At 57.8% G+C, this 22014-nt stretch carries 25 protein-coding genes; 1 reads left to right on the top strand and 24 read right to left on the bottom strand.

From position 1 onward, the window contains the following. Position 1: 1 nt before the first annotated feature. The 23 genes from MOMUL_RS14335 to MOMUL_RS14230 all read right to left on the bottom strand — a co-directional run bounded on the left by MOMUL_RS14335 (position 2) and on the right by MOMUL_RS14230 (position 17245). Positions 2-295: a PrgI family mobile element protein gene (locus MOMUL_RS14335; RefSeq protein WP_062285957.1), complete on the bottom strand. Its 294-nt coding sequence runs from the start codon at positions 293-295 to the stop codon at positions 2-4. 3 nt (positions 296-298) lie between these two features. Next, positions 299-1159 carry a conjugal transfer protein TrbL family protein gene (locus tag MOMUL_RS14330; RefSeq protein ID WP_269085222.1) on the bottom strand — a complete coding sequence of 287 codons (861 nt, stop codon included), beginning with the start codon at positions 1157-1159 and terminating at the stop codon, positions 299-301. 60 nt (positions 1160-1219) lie between these two features. Further along, a complete protein-coding gene (locus MOMUL_RS14325; RefSeq protein ID WP_236713130.1) occupies positions 1220-1558 on the bottom strand; it encodes a hypothetical protein in 339 nt (112 codons plus the stop codon). Positions 1559-1573: 15 nt separating this feature from the next. Next, positions 1574-3409 (bottom strand): VirD4-like conjugal transfer protein, CD1115 family, encoded by a 1836-nt coding sequence (locus MOMUL_RS14320; RefSeq protein ID WP_062285955.1) that lies wholly within the window; start codon positions 3407-3409, stop codon positions 1574-1576. Then, a complete protein-coding gene (gene mobP3 / locus MOMUL_RS14315; protein WP_062285953.1) occupies positions 3406-4686 on the bottom strand; it encodes a MobP3 family relaxase in 1281 nt (426 codons plus the stop codon). The genes MOMUL_RS14320 and mobP3 overlap by 4 nt, the downstream gene beginning before the upstream one ends. Next, on the bottom strand, positions 4683-5072 hold the full coding sequence (locus MOMUL_RS14310; RefSeq protein WP_062285951.1) for a ribbon-helix-helix domain-containing protein: 390 nt from the start codon (positions 5070-5072) through the stop codon (positions 4683-4685). Before MOMUL_RS14310 ends, mobP3 begins: the two co-directional genes overlap by 4 nt. 351 nt (positions 5073-5423) lie before the next feature. Further along, on the bottom strand, positions 5424-5777 hold the full coding sequence (locus MOMUL_RS14305; RefSeq protein WP_062285949.1) for a toxin-antitoxin system TumE family protein: 354 nt from the start codon (positions 5775-5777) through the stop codon (positions 5424-5426). Continuing rightward, on the bottom strand, positions 5764-6072 hold the full coding sequence (locus MOMUL_RS14300) for a hypothetical protein (protein ID WP_062285946.1): 309 nt from the start codon (positions 6070-6072) through the stop codon (positions 5764-5766). The genes MOMUL_RS14305 and MOMUL_RS14300 overlap by 14 nt, the downstream gene beginning before the upstream one ends. Positions 6073-6153: 81 nt before the next feature. Continuing rightward, positions 6154-7053: a DUF3854 domain-containing protein gene (locus tag MOMUL_RS16970; protein ID WP_236713129.1), complete on the bottom strand. Its 900-nt coding sequence runs from the start codon at positions 7051-7053 to the stop codon at positions 6154-6156. A gap of 171 nt (positions 7054-7224) precedes the next feature. After that, entirely contained in the window at positions 7225-7410 is a 186-nt protein-coding gene (locus MOMUL_RS16380; RefSeq protein ID WP_153018434.1) for a hypothetical protein, read from the bottom strand. A 129-nt stretch (positions 7411-7539) separates the two neighbouring features. Beyond that, positions 7540-7701, bottom strand: coding sequence for a hypothetical protein (locus MOMUL_RS16965; RefSeq protein WP_169802215.1), 162 nt, complete (start codon positions 7699-7701; stop codon positions 7540-7542). Positions 7702-7788: 87 nt separating this feature from the next. Next, positions 7789-8628, bottom strand: coding sequence for an ArdC-like ssDNA-binding domain-containing protein (locus MOMUL_RS14290; RefSeq protein ID WP_201786533.1), 840 nt, complete (start codon positions 8626-8628; stop codon positions 7789-7791). Between the two features lie 565 nt (positions 8629-9193). After that, complete coding sequence (locus tag MOMUL_RS14280; protein ID WP_062285940.1) at positions 9194-10120, bottom strand: helix-turn-helix domain-containing protein; 927 nt, start codon at positions 10118-10120, stop codon at positions 9194-9196. After that, the gene (locus tag MOMUL_RS14275) at positions 10117-10656 is read right to left on the bottom strand and encodes an HAD family hydrolase (RefSeq protein WP_062285938.1); all 540 of its coding nucleotides are present in this window, start codon (positions 10654-10656) and stop codon (positions 10117-10119) included. Before MOMUL_RS14275 ends, MOMUL_RS14280 begins: the two co-directional genes overlap by 4 nt. A gap of 4 nt (positions 10657-10660) precedes the next feature. Further along, positions 10661-11293 (bottom strand): EAL domain-containing protein, encoded by a 633-nt coding sequence (locus MOMUL_RS14270; RefSeq protein ID WP_169802214.1) that lies wholly within the window; start codon positions 11291-11293, stop codon positions 10661-10663. Then, positions 11259-11573, bottom strand: a complete 315-nt coding sequence (locus tag MOMUL_RS16960) for a hypothetical protein (protein ID WP_062285934.1) — start codon at positions 11571-11573, stop codon at positions 11259-11261. The genes MOMUL_RS14270 and MOMUL_RS16960 overlap by 35 nt, the downstream gene beginning before the upstream one ends. 16 nt (positions 11574-11589) lie before the next feature. Continuing rightward, complete coding sequence (locus tag MOMUL_RS14260; RefSeq protein WP_062285932.1) at positions 11590-11841, bottom strand: hypothetical protein; 252 nt, start codon at positions 11839-11841, stop codon at positions 11590-11592. Between the two features lie 128 nt (positions 11842-11969). After that, entirely contained in the window at positions 11970-13016 is a 1047-nt protein-coding gene (locus tag MOMUL_RS14255) for a ParM/StbA family protein (protein ID WP_062285931.1), read from the bottom strand. 89 nt (positions 13017-13105) lie between these two features. Beyond that, entirely contained in the window at positions 13106-13897 is a 792-nt protein-coding gene (locus MOMUL_RS14250) for a type II secretion system F family protein (protein ID WP_062285930.1), read from the bottom strand. Beyond that, positions 13894-14760, bottom strand: a complete 867-nt coding sequence (locus MOMUL_RS14245; protein ID WP_062285928.1) for a type II secretion system F family protein — start codon at positions 14758-14760, stop codon at positions 13894-13896. Before MOMUL_RS14245 ends, MOMUL_RS14250 begins: the two co-directional genes overlap by 4 nt. After that, positions 14753-15964, bottom strand: a complete 1212-nt coding sequence (locus MOMUL_RS14240; protein WP_062285926.1) for a TadA family conjugal transfer-associated ATPase — start codon at positions 15962-15964, stop codon at positions 14753-14755. The genes MOMUL_RS14245 and MOMUL_RS14240 overlap by 8 nt, the downstream gene beginning before the upstream one ends. Before the next feature lie 58 nt (positions 15965-16022). Beyond that, positions 16023-16691, bottom strand: a complete 669-nt coding sequence (locus MOMUL_RS14235) for an SAF domain-containing protein (RefSeq protein ID WP_062285925.1) — start codon at positions 16689-16691, stop codon at positions 16023-16025. Between the two features lie 2 nt (positions 16692-16693). Beyond that, on the bottom strand, positions 16694-17245 hold the full coding sequence (locus MOMUL_RS14230) for an A24 family peptidase (RefSeq protein ID WP_062285923.1): 552 nt from the start codon (positions 17243-17245) through the stop codon (positions 16694-16696). Positions 17246-17783: 538 nt separating this feature from the next. Here MOMUL_RS14230 and MOMUL_RS14220 point away from each other — a divergent pair. After that, positions 17784-18371: a hypothetical protein gene (locus MOMUL_RS14220; RefSeq protein WP_062285919.1), complete on the top strand. Its 588-nt coding sequence runs from the start codon at positions 17784-17786 to the stop codon at positions 18369-18371. A gap of 42 nt (positions 18372-18413) precedes the next feature. Here the strand turns inward: MOMUL_RS14220 and MOMUL_RS14215 are convergent. Then, on the bottom strand, positions 18414-22014 hold a 3601-nt coding region (locus MOMUL_RS14215), incomplete at its 5' end, for a PKD domain-containing protein (RefSeq protein ID WP_153018431.1).

The raw sequence follows: 22014 nt of genomic DNA, 5'->3' as shown, positions 1-22014 counted from the left end.
CTCACTCTCCCCTGGTTACGTATAGATACCGCCGCTGAGACGCGGACCATCTACGCCACTGCCGCATGAGGCCTAAAAGGCTTTTGCCGTCCGGCCCCTGTTTGGTGACGAAGAAGGCCAGCCCCGGCGGAATGGCAAAGAGGACAAAGCGGGCAGTCGGCTGGGCAAACAAGCCGGAAAGAAAATACAGTACCAAGCCCACCAATGCCCCGGCAGATACCGCTGCCAGCTCAAACCAGCCGAAGCCGGGGAAGAATTCGAACCTGGCCGTTACGTTCCTTGGTATCAGGTACAAACCTCATACCCCCCTTATGAACATACGCCGCATGATATACCACGTCCCCGCCGTCTGGCCGGCATGGCCCATGGCCCCTCCCAAACCGGTATGGTAAGCAAACTGGCGTAAAACCGCAGGGGTCTTGAAGGCCACCCACAGCCAGCCGATCAGGAGGAACAACTTTAACACGTCGGAGTTAAAGGTAAAGGTCATGACCGTGGCCAGGAAACCTTTCACCAAGAAGGTCTGCAGGGCCTGGGAGGCGGACAGGACAATCAGCTCCCGCCACCACACCGCCGCCACCCCTTCGTCGGCCCGGGTCAGCCCCACCGCCATGATGGGACCCACGGCGGCTAAGGCGGCCACTTCCACCGCCCGGATACCGGTCTGGATGAGGATCAAGGCCCAGATGACGATAGCGGCGATGGCGGTAATCATGATCAGGAAAGGCGTCGTCCCCACGGATACGATGGTGTCGATGAAGTTGGCCGGGTTCTGGCTCACCGCCGAAAGGTTGGCTACGCTCAGGGCCAGGTCGTTGCCCCATTTGTAGACCGTCCTGGCCATCCAGGGACCGCAGCCGACCGCGGCGGCGGCCATAGCAGAACGCTTCAACAGCCCGCCCGGGTCCGCCCCCGGGTCGCCGTGGACGTGCAGGATATATACCTGTAATGCCTCGGCCCCCACTTTGACGGCCAGCAGGCTCCCGGCCACCGTCTGGGCCAGGTTAATGGCGTTCTGGACATATACCGAATCTAAAATCTGCAGCGCCAGGGCCATCTCGTTGCCGGCAAAAGCGGCGAAAGTAGTGAGGGCGTTTTCCATGATGCCGGCCAGGAACTTGTTGATAGCGTTGATAATCAAGTTGGCGATAACGTCCAAATTCTTATCCCTCCCCCCATAAAGGGAGCAGGCCCGGGATAACGAGCCTGCAACGTAGACCTAACCCTGGAAGTAACTTAAAAAGACCTTGGTGATGCCTACCGCGCTCTCGCCGATGGCGCCGCCGATTAAAACATTCCTCATGGCCCGGTTGTGGCCAGCGGCCGTGGCCGGGTCGCCGTCGTTCATCTGCTTCATCAGGGCGTGGTAGCCGATCGCCGCCCCGGTCCCGGCGGGGATGATGCCCAACAGCCAGGAAGTGGCGTCGTTCAACAGGTTTACGGCGCCGGTGACTATCTGGGGCTGTTCGGCGGCAAAGGCGGCTTTGGCGAAGGCCAGCAGGAAGACGGGCACATACGGGCTGGCCTTCTTCATGGCGTCAGTAACCTTGCGTAGCATGGCTTTGCTCTCCTTTCAAAGGTCGGATATTACATCTGGCCCGGTATCATCTTTCACTGCGGTTTTTCCGCCCCCAGCCGGCGGTCCGGGCAGCCATACCGGCGGGGCAGTTATCACCCCCCGATCAGGATTTTCTGTAGCGGCAGGTGTTAAATCGCCGGCCACGGGCCACTCCGACAGGTCCGCCAGGGGCAGCCGGGCCGGGTTCTGGCCTGTCTGCAAGACCAGGGCTTCACCCTTCGGCCACCTGAGAACTTCATCCGGCAAAAGCAAAGGCCTACCGGTCAGCCCTTCCGTCGTGCCCGACGAATAGTCGCTGGCCGCCCGCACCTGGCTGGAGTAGCTTTCCGTCCTTACCGTGTACTGGCCCGTCTTAGCGGAAATAACCCTGGCCGTCTCCACGTCGGCAGTCGCAAGATAGACCCAGGTAGCGCAGTTGCCGGTGATGGTGCCGGCCGCTTCTTTGTATCTGGACTTTATCTGGGCCAGGTCCTGGAGGGCCAGGAGGAAGCGCATACCCCGGCCGGCGGCGACCGTGAGCTTCTTGTCAAAGCCCGGAATAGGCGGCAGGTTGCCGAACTCATCCAGGAGGAAGTTCACCCGTAAAGGCAGGCCGCCCTGGCCTCGGGCCGCGTCCGCCAAGGCCTGGTAAGCTTGGGCGATATACAGGGAGGCCAGGACATGCCGGTTTTCCCGCTCGTCAGGGATAAGCAGGAAGACGGCCGTCTTCTTTTTCCCGGCCCCGGCCAGGTTATGGTCCTGTACTGCCGTCAGCCAGGCCACCGCCGGGTCGGCCCACAGCCGCAGTTGTGCCGCCGTGCCGGTGAAGATGCTGGAACGCAGCCGTTCTTCGGACAGGGCCGCCACGCCGTAGGCCGCCCGGGCCGGGTGGTCCTGGGGAAAGCGCCGAAAATAGGCATCCAGCTTTTCCCCTCCCCCGGCCCCCAGCGTCGTAAGCAGGGCATAGGCGCTGGCCAGGTGTTTTCCCTCAGGAAGCGCCTCCGCCGCCACCGCCAGGGCCAGGGCGGCAGTAAGGCTCTCCTGAGACTGGGGCCAGATGCTGTCCCCATGGTGGGGTTGCTGGTGGGTGATAATGTTGGCCATATCCCATGCCGCCTGGCTGGCCGCGGTATGGTCCCTTTTACCCAACCCCCTGATAACCGGTTCTAATGGGTTCCATCGGTTGCCGCGGTACGGGTCGCGCAGGTCAATTTTGACCACGTCGTAACCCCGGCGTTGCAGGTAGGTGGAGGTTATCTGGTACAGTTCCCCCTTCGGGTCGGTTATGACCATGCTCTCCCCTGCCAGGGCCAGAGTCAAGATGGTGGGGATGATAACCCGCCGCGATTTGCCGGAGCGGGTGGCTCCCAGCAGCAGGACATGGGTATCGCCTGCATCCAGCCAGGCGGTGTAAAAGGGTTGTCTGGCGAATCCCATGACGACACCCCCGCCCGGCGGGCCGCCGGGCAAACGCCACACCGCCAGGGTGGCGGCAATTTCCTTCCGGGTACGCCACCGGGCTGTACCGTGCTGGCCCTGGCCGGCCGCCTCCGGGCCGCCTATATCGTCCCTGGCCTTACTTTTCCGCCTGGTGGCTGGCCACAAAATTGAAATGGCCGCGGCACCAAAAGCGGGCTGCAGCCAGATCCAGATTTGACGCATCTTTGTATCTTTGAGAAGTATCGCTGGCCCGGCCAGGGGGCGGGCCAGGACTTCCTTCTTCCAGGCTTCCAGCCCGGGCTTAAAGCCCTGGCCTTTCAGGAATAAGGGCAGCTTTAACACCAATGGGGCCAGCAGCAGGTCCAATAAGATGAGAAGAAATAAAACCACATGGCGGAATTTTAGTTTCACAGCGTCCCCATCTCCCTTCCTTCTTCCCTTGCCTTTCGCCGGCGGCGCTCCAGTTCCCTTTCTGCTGTCAGCAGGGCCTGGGCCTCGGCCCGGGTGCGCTCGCGCTCCAACGCTCGCCAGGCGGCCTTCCAGACGCCGTTGGCTACCCGGCTTTTTTCAACCTGGATTTGCCTGCTTTCCCCTTTTTCTTTGAATTCTATTTCCCTCTCCAGGCGGTTTATCTCAGCCGCGCCTTTCAGCACCACCTGGGCCACCCGGTCACGGATGTCCTCATAAGCCTTCCGGGCCGCCTCGTCCAAAGCTTCAGGTTTTAAGGTGTAATGGGAGGCGAGTTGTCTGGCTAATTCTTGGTAGCGCCCAGCGGACTGGCTAAACCCGGGCTGCTCCAGTATCCAGCCGGCGATTTCCCAGGCCTTCTCTTTAACTTCTCCCGGCATGTAGGCCAGGGCTACCCTCCCGTGCCCGGGCATAATCCCGGCCAGGTCCTTTAGCTTCCTCGCTAGCACTTCTTCTCTGCCGGCAGTAAGGACGGGCAGCATCTTAGGGCTGGCGCCCAAAAAGGCCCGGGCTTCCAGCCGGGCTTGCTTTACCTCCTTCATAAACTCCGTGACTTTCGCCATGTCGTTCCCGGCCAGTTCCCTGATCGCGTCCCTGATGGCTGTCTTTTCGGCCGTCAGGCAATCCCTTTCATCGCGGAAAACTTCCCGGGCGAAGGAACGGAAAACCCCTCTTCTTTCTCCCGGCTCCAGGTAACCCTGCCGCCTGGCGGCGCCGTGTTTTTCCTCCCAGATGACGACATGGCAATGGGGATGGCCTTCTTTGCGGTGGAAAGCGGCCACCCAGCGGGCATGGTCCGGGTGCAGGTGCATGGCCTTGATGGCGCTGTTGACCCCGTTCTCAATGCAAGCCTGCCACTTTTCCCGCTCCGTCAGGCCCAGGCGTTCCGCGTCGTCCTGCCGCAGGGAGACAATTACCCGCCAGACCGGCAGGTTGTGCCGGGCCAGCTTGCTCCCTATCTCTTGCCAGCCGGGGACCGGCTCTCCTTCCGACCCGAAGAGGCCGGAACTCCCGGGCCTTTCCGCCGCATATTTGATATGCCCGGCGGCGGTGCCACTTGCCAGGGGATAATCTTCATCTCCGATGCGGTAGGCTTCCGGGTCGCCCCTGTCGGCTTCGGGCTTGGTGGCGATATACCGGATATGGTTGTAGTTGCAGGCCATCTTTTTGGTCCCGGGCTGGTAATAGGCTACGTTGACGATGACCACACTCTTGCTCATTCGTTAATCCCGCCGCCTTCTTCCGGTAAACGCAAATACTCAACCGCTTTCTTCCTGGCAATATGGTAAATATCGGCGGCGTCGCGTTTACCCAGGTCGTTTAAGACCTGGACATTAAGAAACATGGACGTGGCCCCGGCCATGGTGGATTTGACCATCAATTTTGCCAGCCGGTCCACGTCTTTTTTGATGGCCCGGCGTATCGCCTGGTCCAGGGCTTCGCGGCCTTCGATGGCGGCTTCTTCGCTCAAGGCCCGGTTTAAAATTTCCCGCACTAAAACAGCAATTGAAAGTTCGCGCCGGGTTGCTTCAGCTTTTAATCTGGCAGCCAGGTCATCATCTAACCCGATATCCAATCTGAATTTAAAACGGCTTTGTTTAGGCAACGGCAACACCCCCGGTTAAAAAAATAGAGTAATTGCAAGTATCAAAAGGCAAAAAGACGGGGCATGCCCCAAAAACAATGGTTTAGCCCCGGTTTAACCCCCGGTATAAAAAATTCAATGACCACGCGGCACTGCCGCGTGTGTGGTGGCGCGCCCCCCGGGGCGCTTAACCTGCCTTTAAAAGGAGCGCGCCGGCATCGGCCGTAGCGTAGCGCTCCTTCCGTCCAGTTTGCCTGGTCCCTGGAATCAGGAAGGCCTGCGTAAGCAGGCCAACCTAGCCGGAACTAGAGCCCGGTGGCGAAATAAAACGCCCGGCGGGTTTCCCTGCCGGGTGTTTGCTTGGATTTAGGGCTAACTGCTTAATTTCCGGCGCACAAAATCCAGGATTTGAATTAATGCATCTTCAGGATTGGTGCTAAGGTCTGACTCAATGACATTTTCTTCGTTGCCGTTATGGAAATGATGGGGATAAGTCTTCACGCCTTTGTGATGGGGCGCGTTGTTATAACGATATATTTTACCGTCCAGGTGCTGCCTTTCCCAGTGGTAAGAATAACGCCCTTCTTCAGACAACCAGAAATCAATATAACTGCCGTCCTTTATCATAATCCTGTATTTTTGGGCCGTGCCTATGCCTATTCTTTTAACACCAGACACAATATCAGGGTAGTTTTTTATCAGGGCTAAGAGTTCATGATAATCCAACTTCCTCACCCATCTCAATTTTTTGCACCAGCTCATGTAGCTTTACATTATGCTTAAAAAGTTGTTCCCAAAGGATAACGTCTTCCCAGGCCGGATGCCCGGGGACTTCTCCTTTTTTGATTTTATCTTCAAGCTCGAGATACCCTGGTACCCCGTATTTATCTGTTAAGGCCTGAATTAGTTTATCGTTCTCTTCTATTTTTGCCGTCAAAAAGCTTTTCAGGCTTTCCTTAAAGATCAGGTCCTTCGGCATCCCTAAGACTGTTTCAACTTCCCGAACGAAATCGTTTAACATGGCAACCACCCCTGGATATATTATACCCCATGGTAATGATTGCGTGCCAGTGATGTTTGAGTAATAGTTCGTTCTTTTCAGTCAGGAACCAACAACCCTTATCTCCAGCCCGGCTACCAGGGCATCATCTATGCCCTTTTCCTCTTTCGACCTGGCTCTCCATATCGCTTCCCGTACCGTGATGCCCAGTTTCTTTAATTCTGCCGCCAGCATTCTTTTGCCCCTGGCCACTTCTTTGTTTGTTTCCTGGTCCCGGTCGTAAGCGATAACTATTTCTCTTGCCCCCAGTTCCAGCACCTCCGGGACCACCGGCTTCCAGGAAGTGGCGCCCTGGGCGCCGATGACCACTGCGCTGAGGTAGGCCGCGGCGATATCCGCCTTTAACTGCCCTTCGGTAATCCATACCCGGCCGTCTTTTACTTCCCCCGGCCTGGCTACATGGGCCGGGGTGCCGCAGGAGCAGCCGCCCCGGTCGCTATGGCCGCTGAAGAGCATATATTTCCCGTTTCTCTTATCGTCCATCCGCCGTTGGAGGGCCTGGATCCGGCCTTTGGTATCCCGGAGGGGAATAAAATAGCCGGGGGAGGAATTGAACGTCCAGTAACTGCCGCCGTATTTACTTTCGGCCCGGTAAAACCCGGGGATGCCGGCCAAATCCAGGCCGCTGCGGGTTAGCTTCTTGCATATGATCCAGGGATTTACCTGTTCAGGAATGGATTTGTAACCATTCCTCTTGATTTCCCCCTCGCTTAAGCCGCGGCGTATTAATTCTTCTTTGTGCCGGGGATGCAGGTCCAGGAGCCTTAAAAAATGGCGGTATACCCGGTCCCGGGCATCAGCCGGCGCTAAAGGCGCTTCACGTGGAAACAAGTCTTCCCGGTCCTGGCCAGGGATTACCCTCCCCGGTTGTAGCCGGTGCAGGTGGGCTACCTGACCGTTACTGAGAGTGATATGCTTAATTGCTCCCTCACCCACCCTCATGCAGCTGCAAAGGTAGCTGTTAAACCCGCACCAGTCAGGATGCCCGCATACGGGGCAGGGCTCGCGGCGGGAAGCTTTTCTAAAAACCTCGTGCTCCAACAACCTGGCTGCTCCCATTTGTGTTTTTCCCCCTCTGCCCGTAGCCTGGAAGTACCCCGGCTATGCACCGGATCAGATCCGGGCTTTTATTCCTTCAGGTAACACACATGCCAGCTCCTGTCCTGGGTAAACGGGAAAATAGAGATACGCCTTGGGGTTGTCGTCATACAGCCTGGCTTCATAACGGCCCTGCAGCCATCCTGCCGGTTCGTAAAGTATTTCATCGCTGTACCCGTCGAGGTATTTCATCTTCGCCATCTGCACGGCCAGGCGGCAACCGCAATGCAGTTCAACCTGCTCCCCGCTTGCCGTTTCGATATAGTGCCGTTAGCCGGCCGCATCCTGCTTGAGCCTTAAAATTCCTTCCTTCATCGAAACCGCCCCCTTTTAACTGTTAACCCTTCTGGCTTTGAGGGAAGTAACGCCGCACCAGTAGTCCGACGGCTTTATACCCCACTTCTTGCAGGCCAGCCGTTTCGCCTGGCCGGAATCCCTGGCTTCTATAACAAGCTTCCTCCCGCTAGGCGCCTTGACTTCGTACTGTGGCATTATTACCGCCTCCTTTGTGATGCCCTTACCTCCCGGGCAAACAGCCTGCCGCCCGGGAGGCAAGGGTTTGGTCCAACTTGCTATTCCTTATGCCACCTTATCCGTGTCCATGCCGGCCGCCGCAAAAATGCGTTCCAGCACTTCTTCCACTTCATTCAGGACCGCCATAATGGCCTTCAGGGCCGCCTTCGGCTCCTGGCCGGCGTAGTGCTTGATATACTCCCAGCCGTGCCAGAGGTAACCTTTGGCCCCGTAGAGCTCGCACAAGACGCAGGCCACCGTTTCCGCGACTATCTCCTGGTCCCGGTGCTGGCCGCCTTTCAGGGGCCGGATGGTGTTATGGACCGCATGGGCCAGCTCATGGAAGAACACGTCCACGTCATGGGAGTAAAGGATTACCTGCTTCTGCCCGGGCCGGTAAGCGCCGGCGGCCTGGCCTATGAAGGGCAGGTATTTCACTTCCACCCCGAACCGCCGGGCCACTTCATAAAGCGGCGGCAGTTCCGGCGGGGAATAATCTACTTGGGGTAATGGCTCCCCTTCGGTATCCTCGTACCGGAAGACCGGCACTCCCCGGAAGCCGGTTACGATAATTTTTTCCTCCTGTTTCTCTTCCCCGGTTTCCTCGTCAACTACCTTTTGGGTAACCTTCCTGGTCATGGGCGCCAGGATGTAGATAGCTTTGGCTCCCTTCTTCACCTGCCGGCCGGCTTCCCGCCATTGTTGATATCCTCTGGCGTCTTCCGTCCCGTTGATTAGCATCAGCAGCTTATTTCCCAGGCTCCATTTGTCGCTCGGCTTGCCGTAACCCGCCCGGGCGTTGATAAAAGTCCTGGCCGCCTTCTCCGGCAGCTCCCCGTCCCGGAACATCGCCAAAAGGCTCTGAACCGCCTGCCTCACCCGGCCTTCTTCCAGCTTCACGCTCACCCGTACCGCCTCCCTTTCTTTTTTGGGCCTTCGGCCCTCGGCCTTCCGGCCTTAACAGCAAAGATTGCCGCCCGGCCGGGAGGCAAGGACGGCCCGCAGGGCCGGGCCGAGGAATAAATGGAGGGGACCCGCCCGGAGGGCGGGGCGGAGGCCGTTTATGCCGCAGGCCGTACCCTTGCCGTAACGGCCGGGGCGGCGGTACAATCCAGGGCCGGCCGGAAGGCCCCCAAAGCTTAAAATCAAGGCAGCAGGTGCGCTTAAAAGCGCTCCTGCTGCCTACCGCTGCTGTTTTTATAGGCCGCCGCTACGTTAGCCCGTCAGGGCGTAAAACGTTGCGGCGGCCCTCTATCTCCCCTTTTTCCCTTGCTCTCTGAAATACTGGCAGGCGGCCCTATAAGGGTTGACCCTCCTGCCTGCTATGTCGCAATGCCCGCGTTTTTTGCCCCCGTAATGACGGCAGGCAGCGCATATCCTGGTAGCTGGTCCGTAGTCCTTTGCCTTAGGCCCGAGACAGGGATTTATGACCATTTTGTGTCACCTCAATTTGCTTTGATCGGGGGGCGCATCAGACTAAGCGGTATAATTCCCGGTACTTATCATGCCCTTTGCCAGTTCCCGGCGCTCTGGGTAGCTTCCCCTTCCCTTTCCGGGCCGGCTTCGGCCCCGGCAAATGCCGGTAGTCTTCCCGGCAGGCCTCCAGCAGCCAACCCACCGTATTGTTTTTTCCCTTGCCGCTCTGAAGCATCTTGATTTTCTGCTCCACGTATCCCGGCGGGTAACATGCCAGTTCGTTTAGTACCGCTTCCGGCAATGGGTGTCCCGCGGTTTTTGTAAATAACTCCTGTATTTTGGTCCTGGCATCCCCTTCCGGGGCCGCCGGGCTTTCTGGCAGATCTTGCCGACTAAAAGCATCTTCCGGTCTTTCTTCCGGCCTTTCGTGATTTACGGTATTTACGGTGGAAACTTCCGGACTCCCGGTTTCCGGGCCGCCGGCCCTACCAGCCGGGTTTTTAGCTGCGGTTCCCTTTACAACAACAACATATTCTTCATCTGAGTATTCTTCTTTCACACCAGCGTGTGAATCAAGAATCACACTAGCTTGTGAATCCGGATTCACACTACCTTGTGATTCCGGATTCACACCAGCTTGTGAATCCTTATAAATCAAGGCTTTTGCGGGTTCATGGATATAATAAATGTTAGGCCGGTTAAGGCCCTGGCGCTTCCAGGAAACCAGCTTGAAATTGCGTAGCTCTTTAAGATATTTTTCTACGGTATTGACATGCCAGCCGGCGACTTTCGCTATGCGGTCCTGGCCCGGCCAGCACTCGTTTTCCTGCCAGGCGAAGGAAAGGAGAAGGCAATATAACCAGCGGGCCTGCACCGATATCCGGGCATCATATAAAACCGCATTTGGGGCAGCAGTAAAACCCTGCTTGAGCAACGGGCTGTCAATAATAAGGGTCTTCCCTTTAACTTCCATGCTGTTCATGCCAGGGCACCAGCCTTACCCCTCTTCCCGGCAGCAACATAGGGCATAATCTCGCGCCAGCTGATGAACTTCTTTATCCCCTGCCCCTGGATACCATAGTTATAGGCCGAGGCCTTGACGAAAACCTTGCTGACAACGCCCTGCAGGCTTAATACCTCAAGGGGATCGTCCTCAAAGAACCATTCAATCCCGTAATTCCGGGCAAACAACGCCTTATAGCCCCGGGGAAGAAAGACCAGCGCCCCGCCGGGGAAGCCGTTCGCCACCAGCCACTCGCGCGTCAAATTGGCGGCCAGGACCGGCCGGCTGGTGAGGTAGATAACCTCATGCCCGGCGGATACTATAAAACGCAGTGTCTCCGCCGCGTAGGGGAAGGGCTGGGCCATCTTTAGCAATTCCAGGCCTTCCGGTGTACTAAAAAACCCTTCCGGTATTTCCGGGGAGGGGTAACGGGTTAACGAAAGGCAGGAAAACTTTATTACCAACACAGCGTTCAAGTTGGCCACCGTGTTGCAAAGGTCAACGCCGATACGCACGGAATCACCCCCCGCCGGCCATTACGGCCTTCTCCCATCCGGATTGCGGCCTCCCCAGCAGGTAACCCTGGCCGTATTTCACGCCTAATTCACGTAAAACCTTCAACTCGCCCGGCTTCTCGATGCCCTCGGCGATAACCTCCGCCCCCAGGTAGCGGCACACCTCCAGGACCTGGCCCAGCAACAAGCGGTTGGAAGCATTGCAGTCGCAACCCCTCACCAGTGAACGGTCTAATTTCACCAGATCAGGCCGGAGGTTTAAGACCGCCCGGAGCTGCGCAACTTCACCACCTACGTCGTCAATAGCCAATGCCGTTCCCTTCTCACGCCATTTTTTCTCCAGTGCGGGTGGCAACTGCCTAAGGTCGTATGTGCCGTACTCCGTTAACTCCAGGACCAAGCGCGGGCCGGCAAAAGTTATGTCCAGCTCTCTCAGTCCCTCACCGGTAACATTGACACAAAGCCTGCCGTTCGGCGGTAGTCCCTTGGCCAGAATCGACTTAAAGCAGGTTACATCTAACTCCTTCAGTAAGTTTGCTGCATACGCAGCGCGGAAAAGCCGCCCGGGTTTCGCCAGCACCCCTTCACCCCTGACCAGGGCTTCATACCCCCATAGCTGCCCGGACGTAAGGTTCACTATCGGCTGGTAGTAAACCCATATCCTTTCGGGGTGCCTTATTACCGCCTCGACGTCGCTTTTTTTGAGCAATATATTCACCTTCTTTCCGCCAGGGGCTGTAGAGTTTCCACTTGCCGGCGAAGTATTCTTCCACCTTCTCAACCTGCGCGGGGCCGATATAATAAACAGTCACAGGCGTCTGCCCGGGCAGCTTTAGCACCATAATCTCGCTTTCCGGCATAAGGACCAGCTCTGATACCTGCACGTGTATTGGCACAAACGGGTTCTTTTCTCCCACCTCCGGCCACCACCTCTCACAAGTCTAAGAATAAACCTGGGTCAATTGAGGTTTCCTTCTCCACTGTTTGTTGTACCGGCGGGTTCCCGGCGCTATGTTCCAGTACCGCATCTATTTTTTCTTCCAGCCTGGCCAGGCGCTTCTCCAGCATTGCGGCAATGTCCAGCCACTCCCTGGCCATTTTTGCCCTCAAGCCCGGCGGGTAATCCCATATGGGATGGTTGTACGGAAGCCATATATCCAGTCTTTTCATGCCTTCACGGGTCATTTTTGCCCCTCCTGTACGTACACCGTCACCTGTTACGCCACCCCCTTACTCCCCTGTACGTTTTTCCGGTACCGAAATAAAGCTTAAAGCATTGAAATACTTAAACCTGTGCTGTACGTACAGGCTTATTATCCAGCCAGTCCCCTTGCTACTTTTAAAAAACCCAGGGCGTTGGCCCACTGGGGATCAGGAAGTACTGCAGCCGCCGGGAACATGTTTTGTAAAGCCGGCAAGTCTAATACCCCGCCGCCCGCCAGGTATACTTTCCTGACAAAATCGGCCCTCTCGCCCCACCCGGCCAGCACCTGGTCGGCTATGGCCCGGGCTATCTCCGCCCGGGCCTTGTTAATCGCCGGGGCCATATCAATTTCTTTGCCCCGGTACCAGAGGGAACCGCTTTTCACCGTCTCCCAGGCCTGCTGGGGCGGCAGGGGCGCCCCGGTCTGCCGCCGAAATTCCTCCCGCACGGCTTCCACCAGGGCCGCCATGCCTTTGTTGATGCTGAAGCACATGGTCTTCACCAGCCTCTGCCGGCCGTTAACAATCTCTATCGCCGCGCTGTCGGTGGTCTTTTGCCCTACATCTACCAGGGCCACGATGCCGCTTTCGGGAAGATCGGGGACGGTGAGGAAAGCGCCGGCCGCCTGGGGGTAAATATAAACCCTGCTGAAGGTCACTCGTACCGGGCCGTTCCCGTTGACGCTCACCTCGGCTATCAATCCTTCCAGGTGTTTCTTCAAGCCTTCCCGCTGCAGTTCGTCGCGCCAGACATCCACCGGCAACCCTACCACCAGGGCAGGATTGCTGATCCCTGTGATACCGCCACCGGCCCGGGGCCAGTTCCAGGTTAAAGCAGCGGCGGCCAGCAGTACGGCGTCGTGGGCCGGGTGGCTGTGTTTCTCCCAGTCCTGGAAATACTGCACCTCCCGGCCCTCCTTAAGTGCCAGTTCGCCTACCAGCCATTCTTCTACGGGGCCGTCAATCCCTTTTTTTATCCGCACCCGGTAGCCGGTATCACTTTTATCCAGGCGGTCAAAAGCGTCAGGCGAACCCGCCGGGGCGACGACCGAAGGGAAGATTACTTTACCGCCGGCTAAAGATACCGCTTTGGTATAACCGAAGCCCACGTCGATGGCTAGAGCCGCAGATTGGGGATTGGTTTGAATTGCGAGCATAAAACCACGCTCCTTTGCAGTCAGTTCAAGTTAAGCCTCACAAAAAATCCGGGGCGACCATTACCCCGGCTCTTACCTCCACATCTACCTCAAAAAGCACTCAGCCTGTCTATTATGCTGGCATACATGGGAAATACAAAAAGGAGCAAGAGGGAAAGGGACATGACCGCCGGGATGACGGCCATCAATATGGGCTGCACCTTAATCTTCCGCCTGATCTCGTTTACCCTCTCGTCATAGGCGTGCCGGGCGAAGGTGTCCAGCACTTCCTCCACGTCGGCGCCCGTCTGGATGGCCATCAGGACCACGCCCACGAGGTTAGTGAGCGGCCCGTACCCCGCCCTTTTGGCCAGGTTGTCCAGGGCTTCGGGCAGGGGGAAGACCTCCAGCTCCGCGGCTAGAATATCAAGCTGCCGCTTCAGCTCTCCCCTTACGGCACCCCTTACCACCCGCATGGCCTGGTAAAGGTCTCCCGCCCTGGAGAATACTTTCAGCAGTGTTACCATAGTGGGAAATTCCCGGCGCAAACTCTGAAGCCGCTGTTCTTCTTTTCTCTCCAGGTATTTCCCCGGGAGGATATACAACAGGCCCCCTGCGCCCAGGAACAAGGCCGCCAGGGGAAAACTCGCGGGCCAAACAACCGCACCCGCCAGGAACGCCGCTCCGGCCGCAATGGCCCGGAAGCCTAAGATCGCCTCCGGGTCTACCTCCTGCTCCCTTCCCTGGCGCCATAGATATAACCTGAGCCTCTCCCTGGCGGATGCGGAAGAAAACCTCCTACCGGCCCGGGCAACCAGGTCGGGCGGGGCTTTCCAGGCCACAATCATGAGGGTGACGGCGACAACAACCAGGAGGCATATTGGCAACATTTCGGTAATCATAATTCCTCCACCACCCCCAGGCCCCGGGTAAAGTACCAGGCCAGGAACTCCACCAGGATAATGAAGCAGATTACCGCCTTGCCGAAGAAGGTGGCGGTGATGACATGCCTCGCCTCATTGGAAAAATACAATAGCGCAATAGCCGTAAGGGGCAGGAAAAGCAAAAACAGATTGATCGTCAGACCCTGCCCGCGCACCTCGCTTTTAAGTTCCTCGCGTAAAGTTATCCGGTCCCGGATCACCCGGGCGATCTCTGCCACCACCTCGGCCGTATTGGTCCCGTACTTCTCCGACAGGGTAACCGCCTTGACGAAGATGTCAATATCCCGGTTGTCGGCCCTTTCCGCAAAGGACTCCAGGGCGTTCCCCAGGGATCCCCCCAGCCTGTATTCCACTAAAGTCCGCACCAGCTCGTCCCGCATGGGCGCAGGGATGCAGCCGGCTGCTCCCTCAATGGCCCGCACCAGGTCGCCGGTGGTATCGTACAGGGAGGCTATCATCTGCAGGGCCGCCTGCGCCTGCTCGTCCATGCGGGCCTTGTGCTGCCGGTAGTCCACCTCCAGCTTCTTGTAGCTATAGATGACTGCAAAGACGGCCAGCAGGATGCTGGCCGCCGGGTTGTCCAGCAGGATCCCGGCCGCCATCCCTAAAACAGCCAGGAATATTGTCGTCAAGACGAATCCCTCTTTGGAGCGCCCCATCCTCGCCAGCAGGTACCAGGCCGAGCCCCGCGCCGGCGGGGCAAGGAGCTGCCGGCGTCTATAGCCTTCCAGGAAGCCCGTAAACCTTCCCCTCCCCAGGTAGAAGACCAGGCTGCCCAGGAAGATGAAAATCAGGAAGGATACCAGCTTTACGTCAGTCACATCCCCCACCCCCGAAGGGCCGGATGGGAGGCAAGCACCCGGCCAGGTTTTTCCTGAGCTTCTCTTTCAATTCTCCCGCCACCTCGCCCACGCACTCGTGGACACCTTTGCTGTAGCGGTAAAGGTAAATGTCCCTGAAGGCGGGCTTGCCGTCCTCGGGGACCACCTGGCTTATGCTCACCAGCTTGCGGCTGCCGTCCCGCAGGCGTTCGACAAAAACAAGGAGGTCGATGACCTCCACGATCATGGCCTCCAGTTCCGCCGCCGTCACCCCGCCCGCCTTCAGGGCCGCCCGTACCAGGCGCTGGATGGCCGCCTTTTTGTTGTAATTGGTATGCACCGAGGTGATAGAGCCGTCATGGCCGGTGCCCATGGCCTGCAATAGCTCAAAGGCCTCCTTGCCCCTGACCTCGCCCAGGATAATCCGGTCCGGTCGCATCCGGAGGGCATTGATCATCAGCTCATAGATCCCCGCTTTGTCGGAGGCCTCCAGGGGCACCACATGCTCCCTCTCCAGCCCCAGCTCCAGGGTATCCTCAATAGTGATCACCCTTTCTTGAGAGGGGATAAAACCGCACAGCCAGCGGATGACGGTGGTCTTGCCGGACCCGGTGGCCCCGGCCACGACAATGTTGGCCTTACCTTCTACTGCCGCCTGCAGGAAATCAACCATCTCCCCCGATACAAACCCCATATCCAGGAGCTCCGCCGTAGAAAAGGTCCGTTTCACAAAACGGCGGATGGTAATGCAGGGAGAAGGCGCCGCCGGGGGCACCACGGCGTTTACCCGGGAGCCGTCGGGGAGCCTGGCGTCCACCAGGGGTGAAGAGAAGTTTATCCGCCGCCCGCACCGCTGCACCAGGCGGTACAGCAGGTTCATTACCTCCCCCTCGTCCCTGTAGCCAAGTTCCGTCTTCTCAATCCGGCCCTCCCGTTCCACGAAGATATCACGGGGGCCGTTGATCATCACCTCGCTCACCAGGGGGTCTTTCAAGAGCCGGTCCACCGGCCCCAGGCCGGCAATCCAGCTCACCACGAAATCCTCGATCTCTTTATCCTCCCGGCCAAGGACATTGCGGGTTTCCTGCCTCACTATTTCTACCATGCTGCCGTTGGCCGAAAGCAAGGATTCCCCGTATTTATCCACCAGCGCCCTCCTGGTGGCCTCCAGGACCTCATTCCACTCCTGATTCTGGAGGTCCAATGTTTTCACCGCCTTTCGTAAAATAAAAGCCCTACTCCCGGCAGGTAGATGCCTGTTTTCACTTAGCCCCGGCCTGTCCCGGGCTTTCCGGGAACAAATACACCATTTTGGCGGCAACCGTGGCCAGCAGGACCTTCTTGGCGTCTTCCCGGGAAAGGAGCAGGGTTATTTCCGACGTGGGCCTGGCCTCCGCTTCCCGGGCGCTCTGCAGTTCCCCCAGGATGGGCAGAGGCTTGCTGTTGTGCACCACCCTGGCCTTCCCGGCCACTTCCTCCACCCGGTCGGGGAAAACCGCTACCACGGACACCGTATCGTCGTCTTGCAGTATATCCGGCCAGCTCACCTGGCTGGATTTGAGGGTGATGAGGGTTTCATCCTCCTTCATGGCGCCGTAGGCCTCCACAACCTGGCCCGGATCCCGCACCAGTTTTTCCGGGAAAAGCGCTTCCCCTGCCACCAGGGGCATCCTGGTATAACTGCCTACGGCCTGGCTCACCTGGGTCAAAGCGCGGGGATGGCGGTCCCTTTTAGATACGGTAATCACTTTGACATCCGCCGGCCCTATCTGCTTAAGGGCCTCCACGTTCCTGGCAGCCACAACTACCTCTGCCGGCTGGTAGACGCCGGCGAAGGCCCAGTAAACCCCGGCAGCTGCCAGGATACCCGTCAAAAGGGCGATCAGCAGCAGCGGCCCTCCCGGTATCTTTTTTACAGGCAACTTTAGCAAGATCATCTACCTCCCTGAAGTATAGTCAATAACAAAGCGGCCGCGGCCAGGCAGGCGCCGAAGGGTACTGCCTCCCGGGGCGCGGGGGCATTAATATCCCCGGGGAGCCGGGGCAAGCACCAGGCAAGCTTTGCCCCATACGCCAGCCTCAAGTACAGGGCGCGCCCAAAAACCTGCAGGCGCTCCCGCAAAATCCCCAGCCGGGCATATTTGCACAGCCCCCATGCTATCCCCATTATCGCCGCGGCGAGAATCACCCCGGCCGCCCTCCCCGGCCCCAGCCAGAAGCCAAAGGCGGCCATCAGTTTGACATCCCCGCCCCCGAACCCTCCCAGCCGGTACAGGAAGCACCCGAAGAGGAAAAAGATAAATCCCCCGACAAGAGCTTCCTGCCATCCTCCCGGCCCGCCGTAAAGCCCCTGGTAAACCATGCCGGCAAGCATGAGGGGGAAAGTAACGGCATCGGGGACGATATTCCGGCGCCAGTCATAAAAACCGGCTATGCTTACGGGTACTAGAAAACCCAGGGCATAAAAAAGCCCCGGCGGGTCCATGGCCATGCACCTCCTTCTAAAAGAAAAACCCGGGCCAGGAGAATATGGCCCGGGCGCATTTTATCTTTGCGAAATGGCTCTCTAAAGACAAAATAGACAAGCATCGACATTAGCCGTATATATCATGTGGTATGTTACAACTTAGAAGTCGTTATAACAGCGGGAAAAAAGCGAAGGCGCAAATAGCCAGGCAAATAACCACAACCATAAGGCCTCCCAGGCTCATGGGGAGCCATTGCAGAAAACAGGTGACCATTGGCGCCGGGGCAGAAAAAAAGTACGGCGTCAAAAGGGGAAGGCCCCACAATACCAGGGCAAAGCCTGCCATGAGTATCTTTACAAAACTACTCTCCGTCCATAGAGCAATGACGGCGGCAGTATACCAAAGCAAGCAAGCCATTAAAAGGAAACAAAATAAAAAAGGCCAAGGGTTACCGCTGGGCAATTGAGGGAGGGCTTTATTAAGCAGCAAATAATACCAGTCGTCCCCGTATATATAAGCACATGCCCAGGGCGGGAGAAGGAGAAGTAGGGCAGAATGTGGCGCAGCGTACGGCCCCTTTCCAGACGGACAGCCAGTGCAATCCTCCTTGGATCGGCAATATTGTTGAACCCCGGGATACCGCTGGCACAAGGCTTCTATTTTTTGTTGCTTCATTACATACTCACCTTCCTGCTACTAATCATGATTGCCCATTTTTTTATGTGTGTCCATTTGACCTCTCTTTTTGAAATTACAAAAAGCCGTTCTGACTCTTATGTTTTGCATTTACGTCCCATGGGGTTTATTATCACGGCTTGGAGGTTAGGGCGTTCTCCCAAAAAAGTAGCATTACGTCTTGGCTCTGATTTTATAGCTGCTATCGCACTGGCCAGGAGGTATATCCAGTCAAGCGAAACTGCCTTCAAGGTTGAAACCTGGATAATGAATACTTCCATCCAAAAACGATTAGAAAAGGCAGGCGCCAGTATTACCCCCATACGATTTCCTCCCTACCGCAGGATATTTTCGGGTTTGCTCGCTTTTTGTGCCTACGGTAACTGGGAGGTATGGCGAAAAATAAAAGAAGCCCAGTACTACCGTATTGCCTGGACAGGAGTACTTATACTCAAAAACCCTGGATAAACAAAAACCCCGGGCCAGGAGATCCTAAACCAGGGTAATAACTTACCAGCTCTCCGTCTGTATTATCAGCCTCTTCAAGATATGCCCGCGCACCTCGAAATTGTAATACGCTTCCTTTGCTATGCCATTCCTATAGCCTATCACCTTAACCGTATACCAGCCGTCGTCCGGCCAGCGGCCCTCCTGTTCCTTTTCCGGGATCAGGTAGGTGTACTCCCAGGCGCCCAGGGAAGGGTTATAGGTCATCCATGCTTCAAAGGGCTGCCAACCGGCCGGCAAATTGCCGGTGGGGATGATCACCTTCATAGCGTCGATGGCTACTTTCTGCCCGTCGCTAGGCCGGTAGGCACTGGAGCGGACGATCATGTTGCGGCCGCGCTCCGTCGGCTGGGGGATAACCCCGTCCACCCGGACCGCAAAGCCCGGCTCCACCCTCACCGTAGCCGTCTTTGTGGCCATGGCGTCATGGCTGTCGATTACCGTCAGCTCAAAGGTCCAGGTGCCTGTCTGGTCATCTTTTGGCACCACTCCTAACCGCAGGAAGCCCGCCTCGCCCCGGTACTGGCTGATAGGGCCGGTCCAGCCGCCGTTAGGGGGTTTGTACCGCCAGAGGCAGGCCTTGATATAGTCGCCCGTGTCGGGGTCGAAAGAGCCAGTCCCCAGGGCGGTGAGGGTTTCACCCGTGTAGCCGGGATTGGGGTTAAAGCTTATGGCGGCCACCGGCGGCCGGTTGGGCAGCCTGTTTTCCACCACCATCTGGCCAGTATACGGGTCGGACCACAGCCCGTGCTGGTCCCGCACCCGTAAAGCAACCTGATAGGTGCCGGGGTTGGCCCAGGAGATGCCGGTTACATTCCGGGAGGTGCGCGTCCCTATGCCCTGGATCGTCCACTCCCAGGCCGTGATGTCATCCCCGTCGGGGTCATAGCTATCATCCAGCAGCTTTACTTCTTCCGTCCTGCCCGCCGGGTTGGGCCAGGCCTGGAAGTAGGCCACGGGCTTCCGGTTCTGCACGGTGATACTCCTGACCGTCCAGTCGCTCCAGGCGCCCAGGAAGTCCTGGACCCTTAGCCGCACTTCTATATTACCTGGATCAGTGAAATACGCCGGGGGCTCGGCGGAAGTTATCCACTCGCCGCCATTTACCCGGTACTGCCACTGCCAGGCCCGGATACCCTTCTTCCCCTCCGGGTCTGTGGACTGCAGGTCAGGGTCGTAAGAAAGATCCTGGTACACTAACTGCTGGCCGATCACCGGGTTAGACGGCGTGACAATGAATGAGGCTACGGGCTTTCTATGGACGTGCACCTTCATCTCTGCCCATTGGGACCATTTGCGCCCGGCATCGGGGTCATTCCAGTAAGGCGAGTTCGGCGGCTGGTCCTGGACCCGGAATTTCACCGTGTAGGTGCCGGGTTTGGCGAAGGAGTTAAGGGGCTGGGCGAAGGTCTTCTGGTGAACGTCGGTGTTGAGGCCCAGGGAGTTACTGAGGTCGTAGCCCATGAGGTGGTTGGGGTCGTGTTCGTAGTACCACGTCCTCCCCACTATGGCGTCTGCTTCCCGGTCGTTTTCAAAAGACATGGTGACAAAGCGCTGGTTGACCAGGACCACGTTGGCCAGCATGTCCTTCTGGCCGATGTAGTCAATAATGTAGCTGGCTATCTCGTTGAGGTCCGAGGCCGCGTCGTTGATGGTGAATACGATATCCCTTCCGATTTCGTTGACGATCTGGGCGCACTGGCTGTAATTACTGCTACCGGCTTCAGCTATTAAGCCGGCATTGTTGTTCTTCATGTAGTTCACGAACTGCGCCCTCTGGGCGTAGTCCTGGAAGGTGGCATTGTTTATCAGGACAACAAACCGGGTGACGCCGAAGCGCCAGGGCGTACCCAGGGCAACCTCCTGGAGCTTCGCCAGCGTCGGGGGGTAGTTCAGGGTGTAGGTCAGCTCCCAGGTACCGGAATGAGTGCCGTATACCTGCACCGTGTCCGCATCAACCTGAGTTAGGGTCCGGTAAGGCGTCCTCCCGTCGGTGTTGGTCTTGATTAGTTCCACCTTGCCGTCGTAGTAGTCCCACGTCTGGGTGGAGGTATACCCCTGATCGTCAGCCACGTAGTACTTCACGTGGATGACCCCGTTAGCGTCCACCCAGATAGTCCGGTAAGAATTATCATGGCCACAGGAGAAATTGGTGACGATCTGCCCGTTGTTATCGACTGTGACGCCGTAGCTGTAGCCGTGGCCGCTGGCATGGAGGTCGATATCGTTGCCCCCGTAAGAAACCGTCCTCAAGGCCGTCACATAGTTGCCGCTCTGGTCGCGCCGCTCCACGTGGAAGCCGCCGCCGTTGCGCTGGACGTACACCTTATAGAGAGGATTTACCGGGTCACCGATGAGGTAGATATAGTAGTCGGATTGGTCTACCCTGGTGACGCTGCCCGTGCTCATGGCGTCGTTCTGGTAGGCTTTAGCGTCGATGCCGTATTCGGCCAGCTTCCCTAAGAAACCGGGCAGGTTGGCATTAAAAGCGTTAAGGTAGTCCCTCTTGTTGTCAATCTGCCCCAGCACGAAGAGGATGTCCGCTTTGGGCTCGGGGCGGCTGGCGCCGATACCCACGTAAGGCGGCAGGTTCTGGACGTTGATCACGCATTCGTTACTCGGTTTAGAATTCGTATCGGCCTGTAGTCCCGGGTTCCACCTCCCCCAGCCGTACCACTCTTCCTGGACCGTAAGGGTTAATTTGTAGCGCCCTGTCTGGTAAAAAACTAGCTCCGGGTTGGGATCGTTGTTAGAACCCTGAATAATACGGGCGCTTTTAGTGGTATCGGCGGCGGTAATGGTTTCATCCCCGCCGTCCCCAAAAACCCTGTTGTTGTTCTTGTCGTAAATCAGGGTCCAGGTTCTCCGGGAGATGCGGTCTTCAAAGGCGTCCGGCATGGGTAACTGCGACTGGTCATAGACGGTGAGGCTGAAGTTGTCCACCGTATTGCGTACCGCACCGGTCGATACCCAGAAGTCCGCTTCAGGCGGCTGGTCCGGCAATACCTCTACCGTCTCTTCAGCCCATTCCGACTTGTTGCCGCCGGAATCCGTCACCCGCAAGCGTACCTTCCACGTGCCCGGTGAGTTGAACATCTGGTTAGGCGGCGGGTCGTTCTTGGGGTAGCGCTGCACCCCGGACCACTTCACCGTCCCATCCGGCCGTAAAATTTGCCATTCGTTCCGGTCCCACTGGATGGTCCTGCTGCCGCCGGCCACGCTGCCGTCGCCGCTGATAGTAACCTCCCGGCCGGCCAGGATGCGCTTCGGGTTAACCGATATGTTCGCTACCGGCGGCGCCGCGGCTACCACCACCGATTTGGTCTTGCTGTCGCTGTCCCCGTCCTGATCCGTCACCGTCAGGGTAATCTTATAGGTCCCGGCTACCGGCCAGCTCGCGCTAACCGTCCTGCCGGACTTCTGCCCTATCCCCTGGATGTCCCACTCCCAGGAGACAATCCGCTCACCGTTGTCCTCGCCCGGGTGCTCCGATGCGTCACGCAAGGTCACGCTCTCGTTTTCCTCCGGGTTGGGGTTGGACACCGTAAAATCAGCTTCCGGCTCCATGTCCGGCGGCGGTGGCGGCGGTGGCGGGGGCGGGGGC

It is taken from the genome of Moorella mulderi DSM 14980, from assembly GCF_001594015.1.
Taxonomy (GTDB): domain Bacteria; phylum Bacillota; class DSM-521; order Neomoorellales; family Neomoorellaceae; genus Neomoorella; species Neomoorella mulderi.
This window is presented reverse-complemented; position numbering and strand designations above follow the sequence as displayed.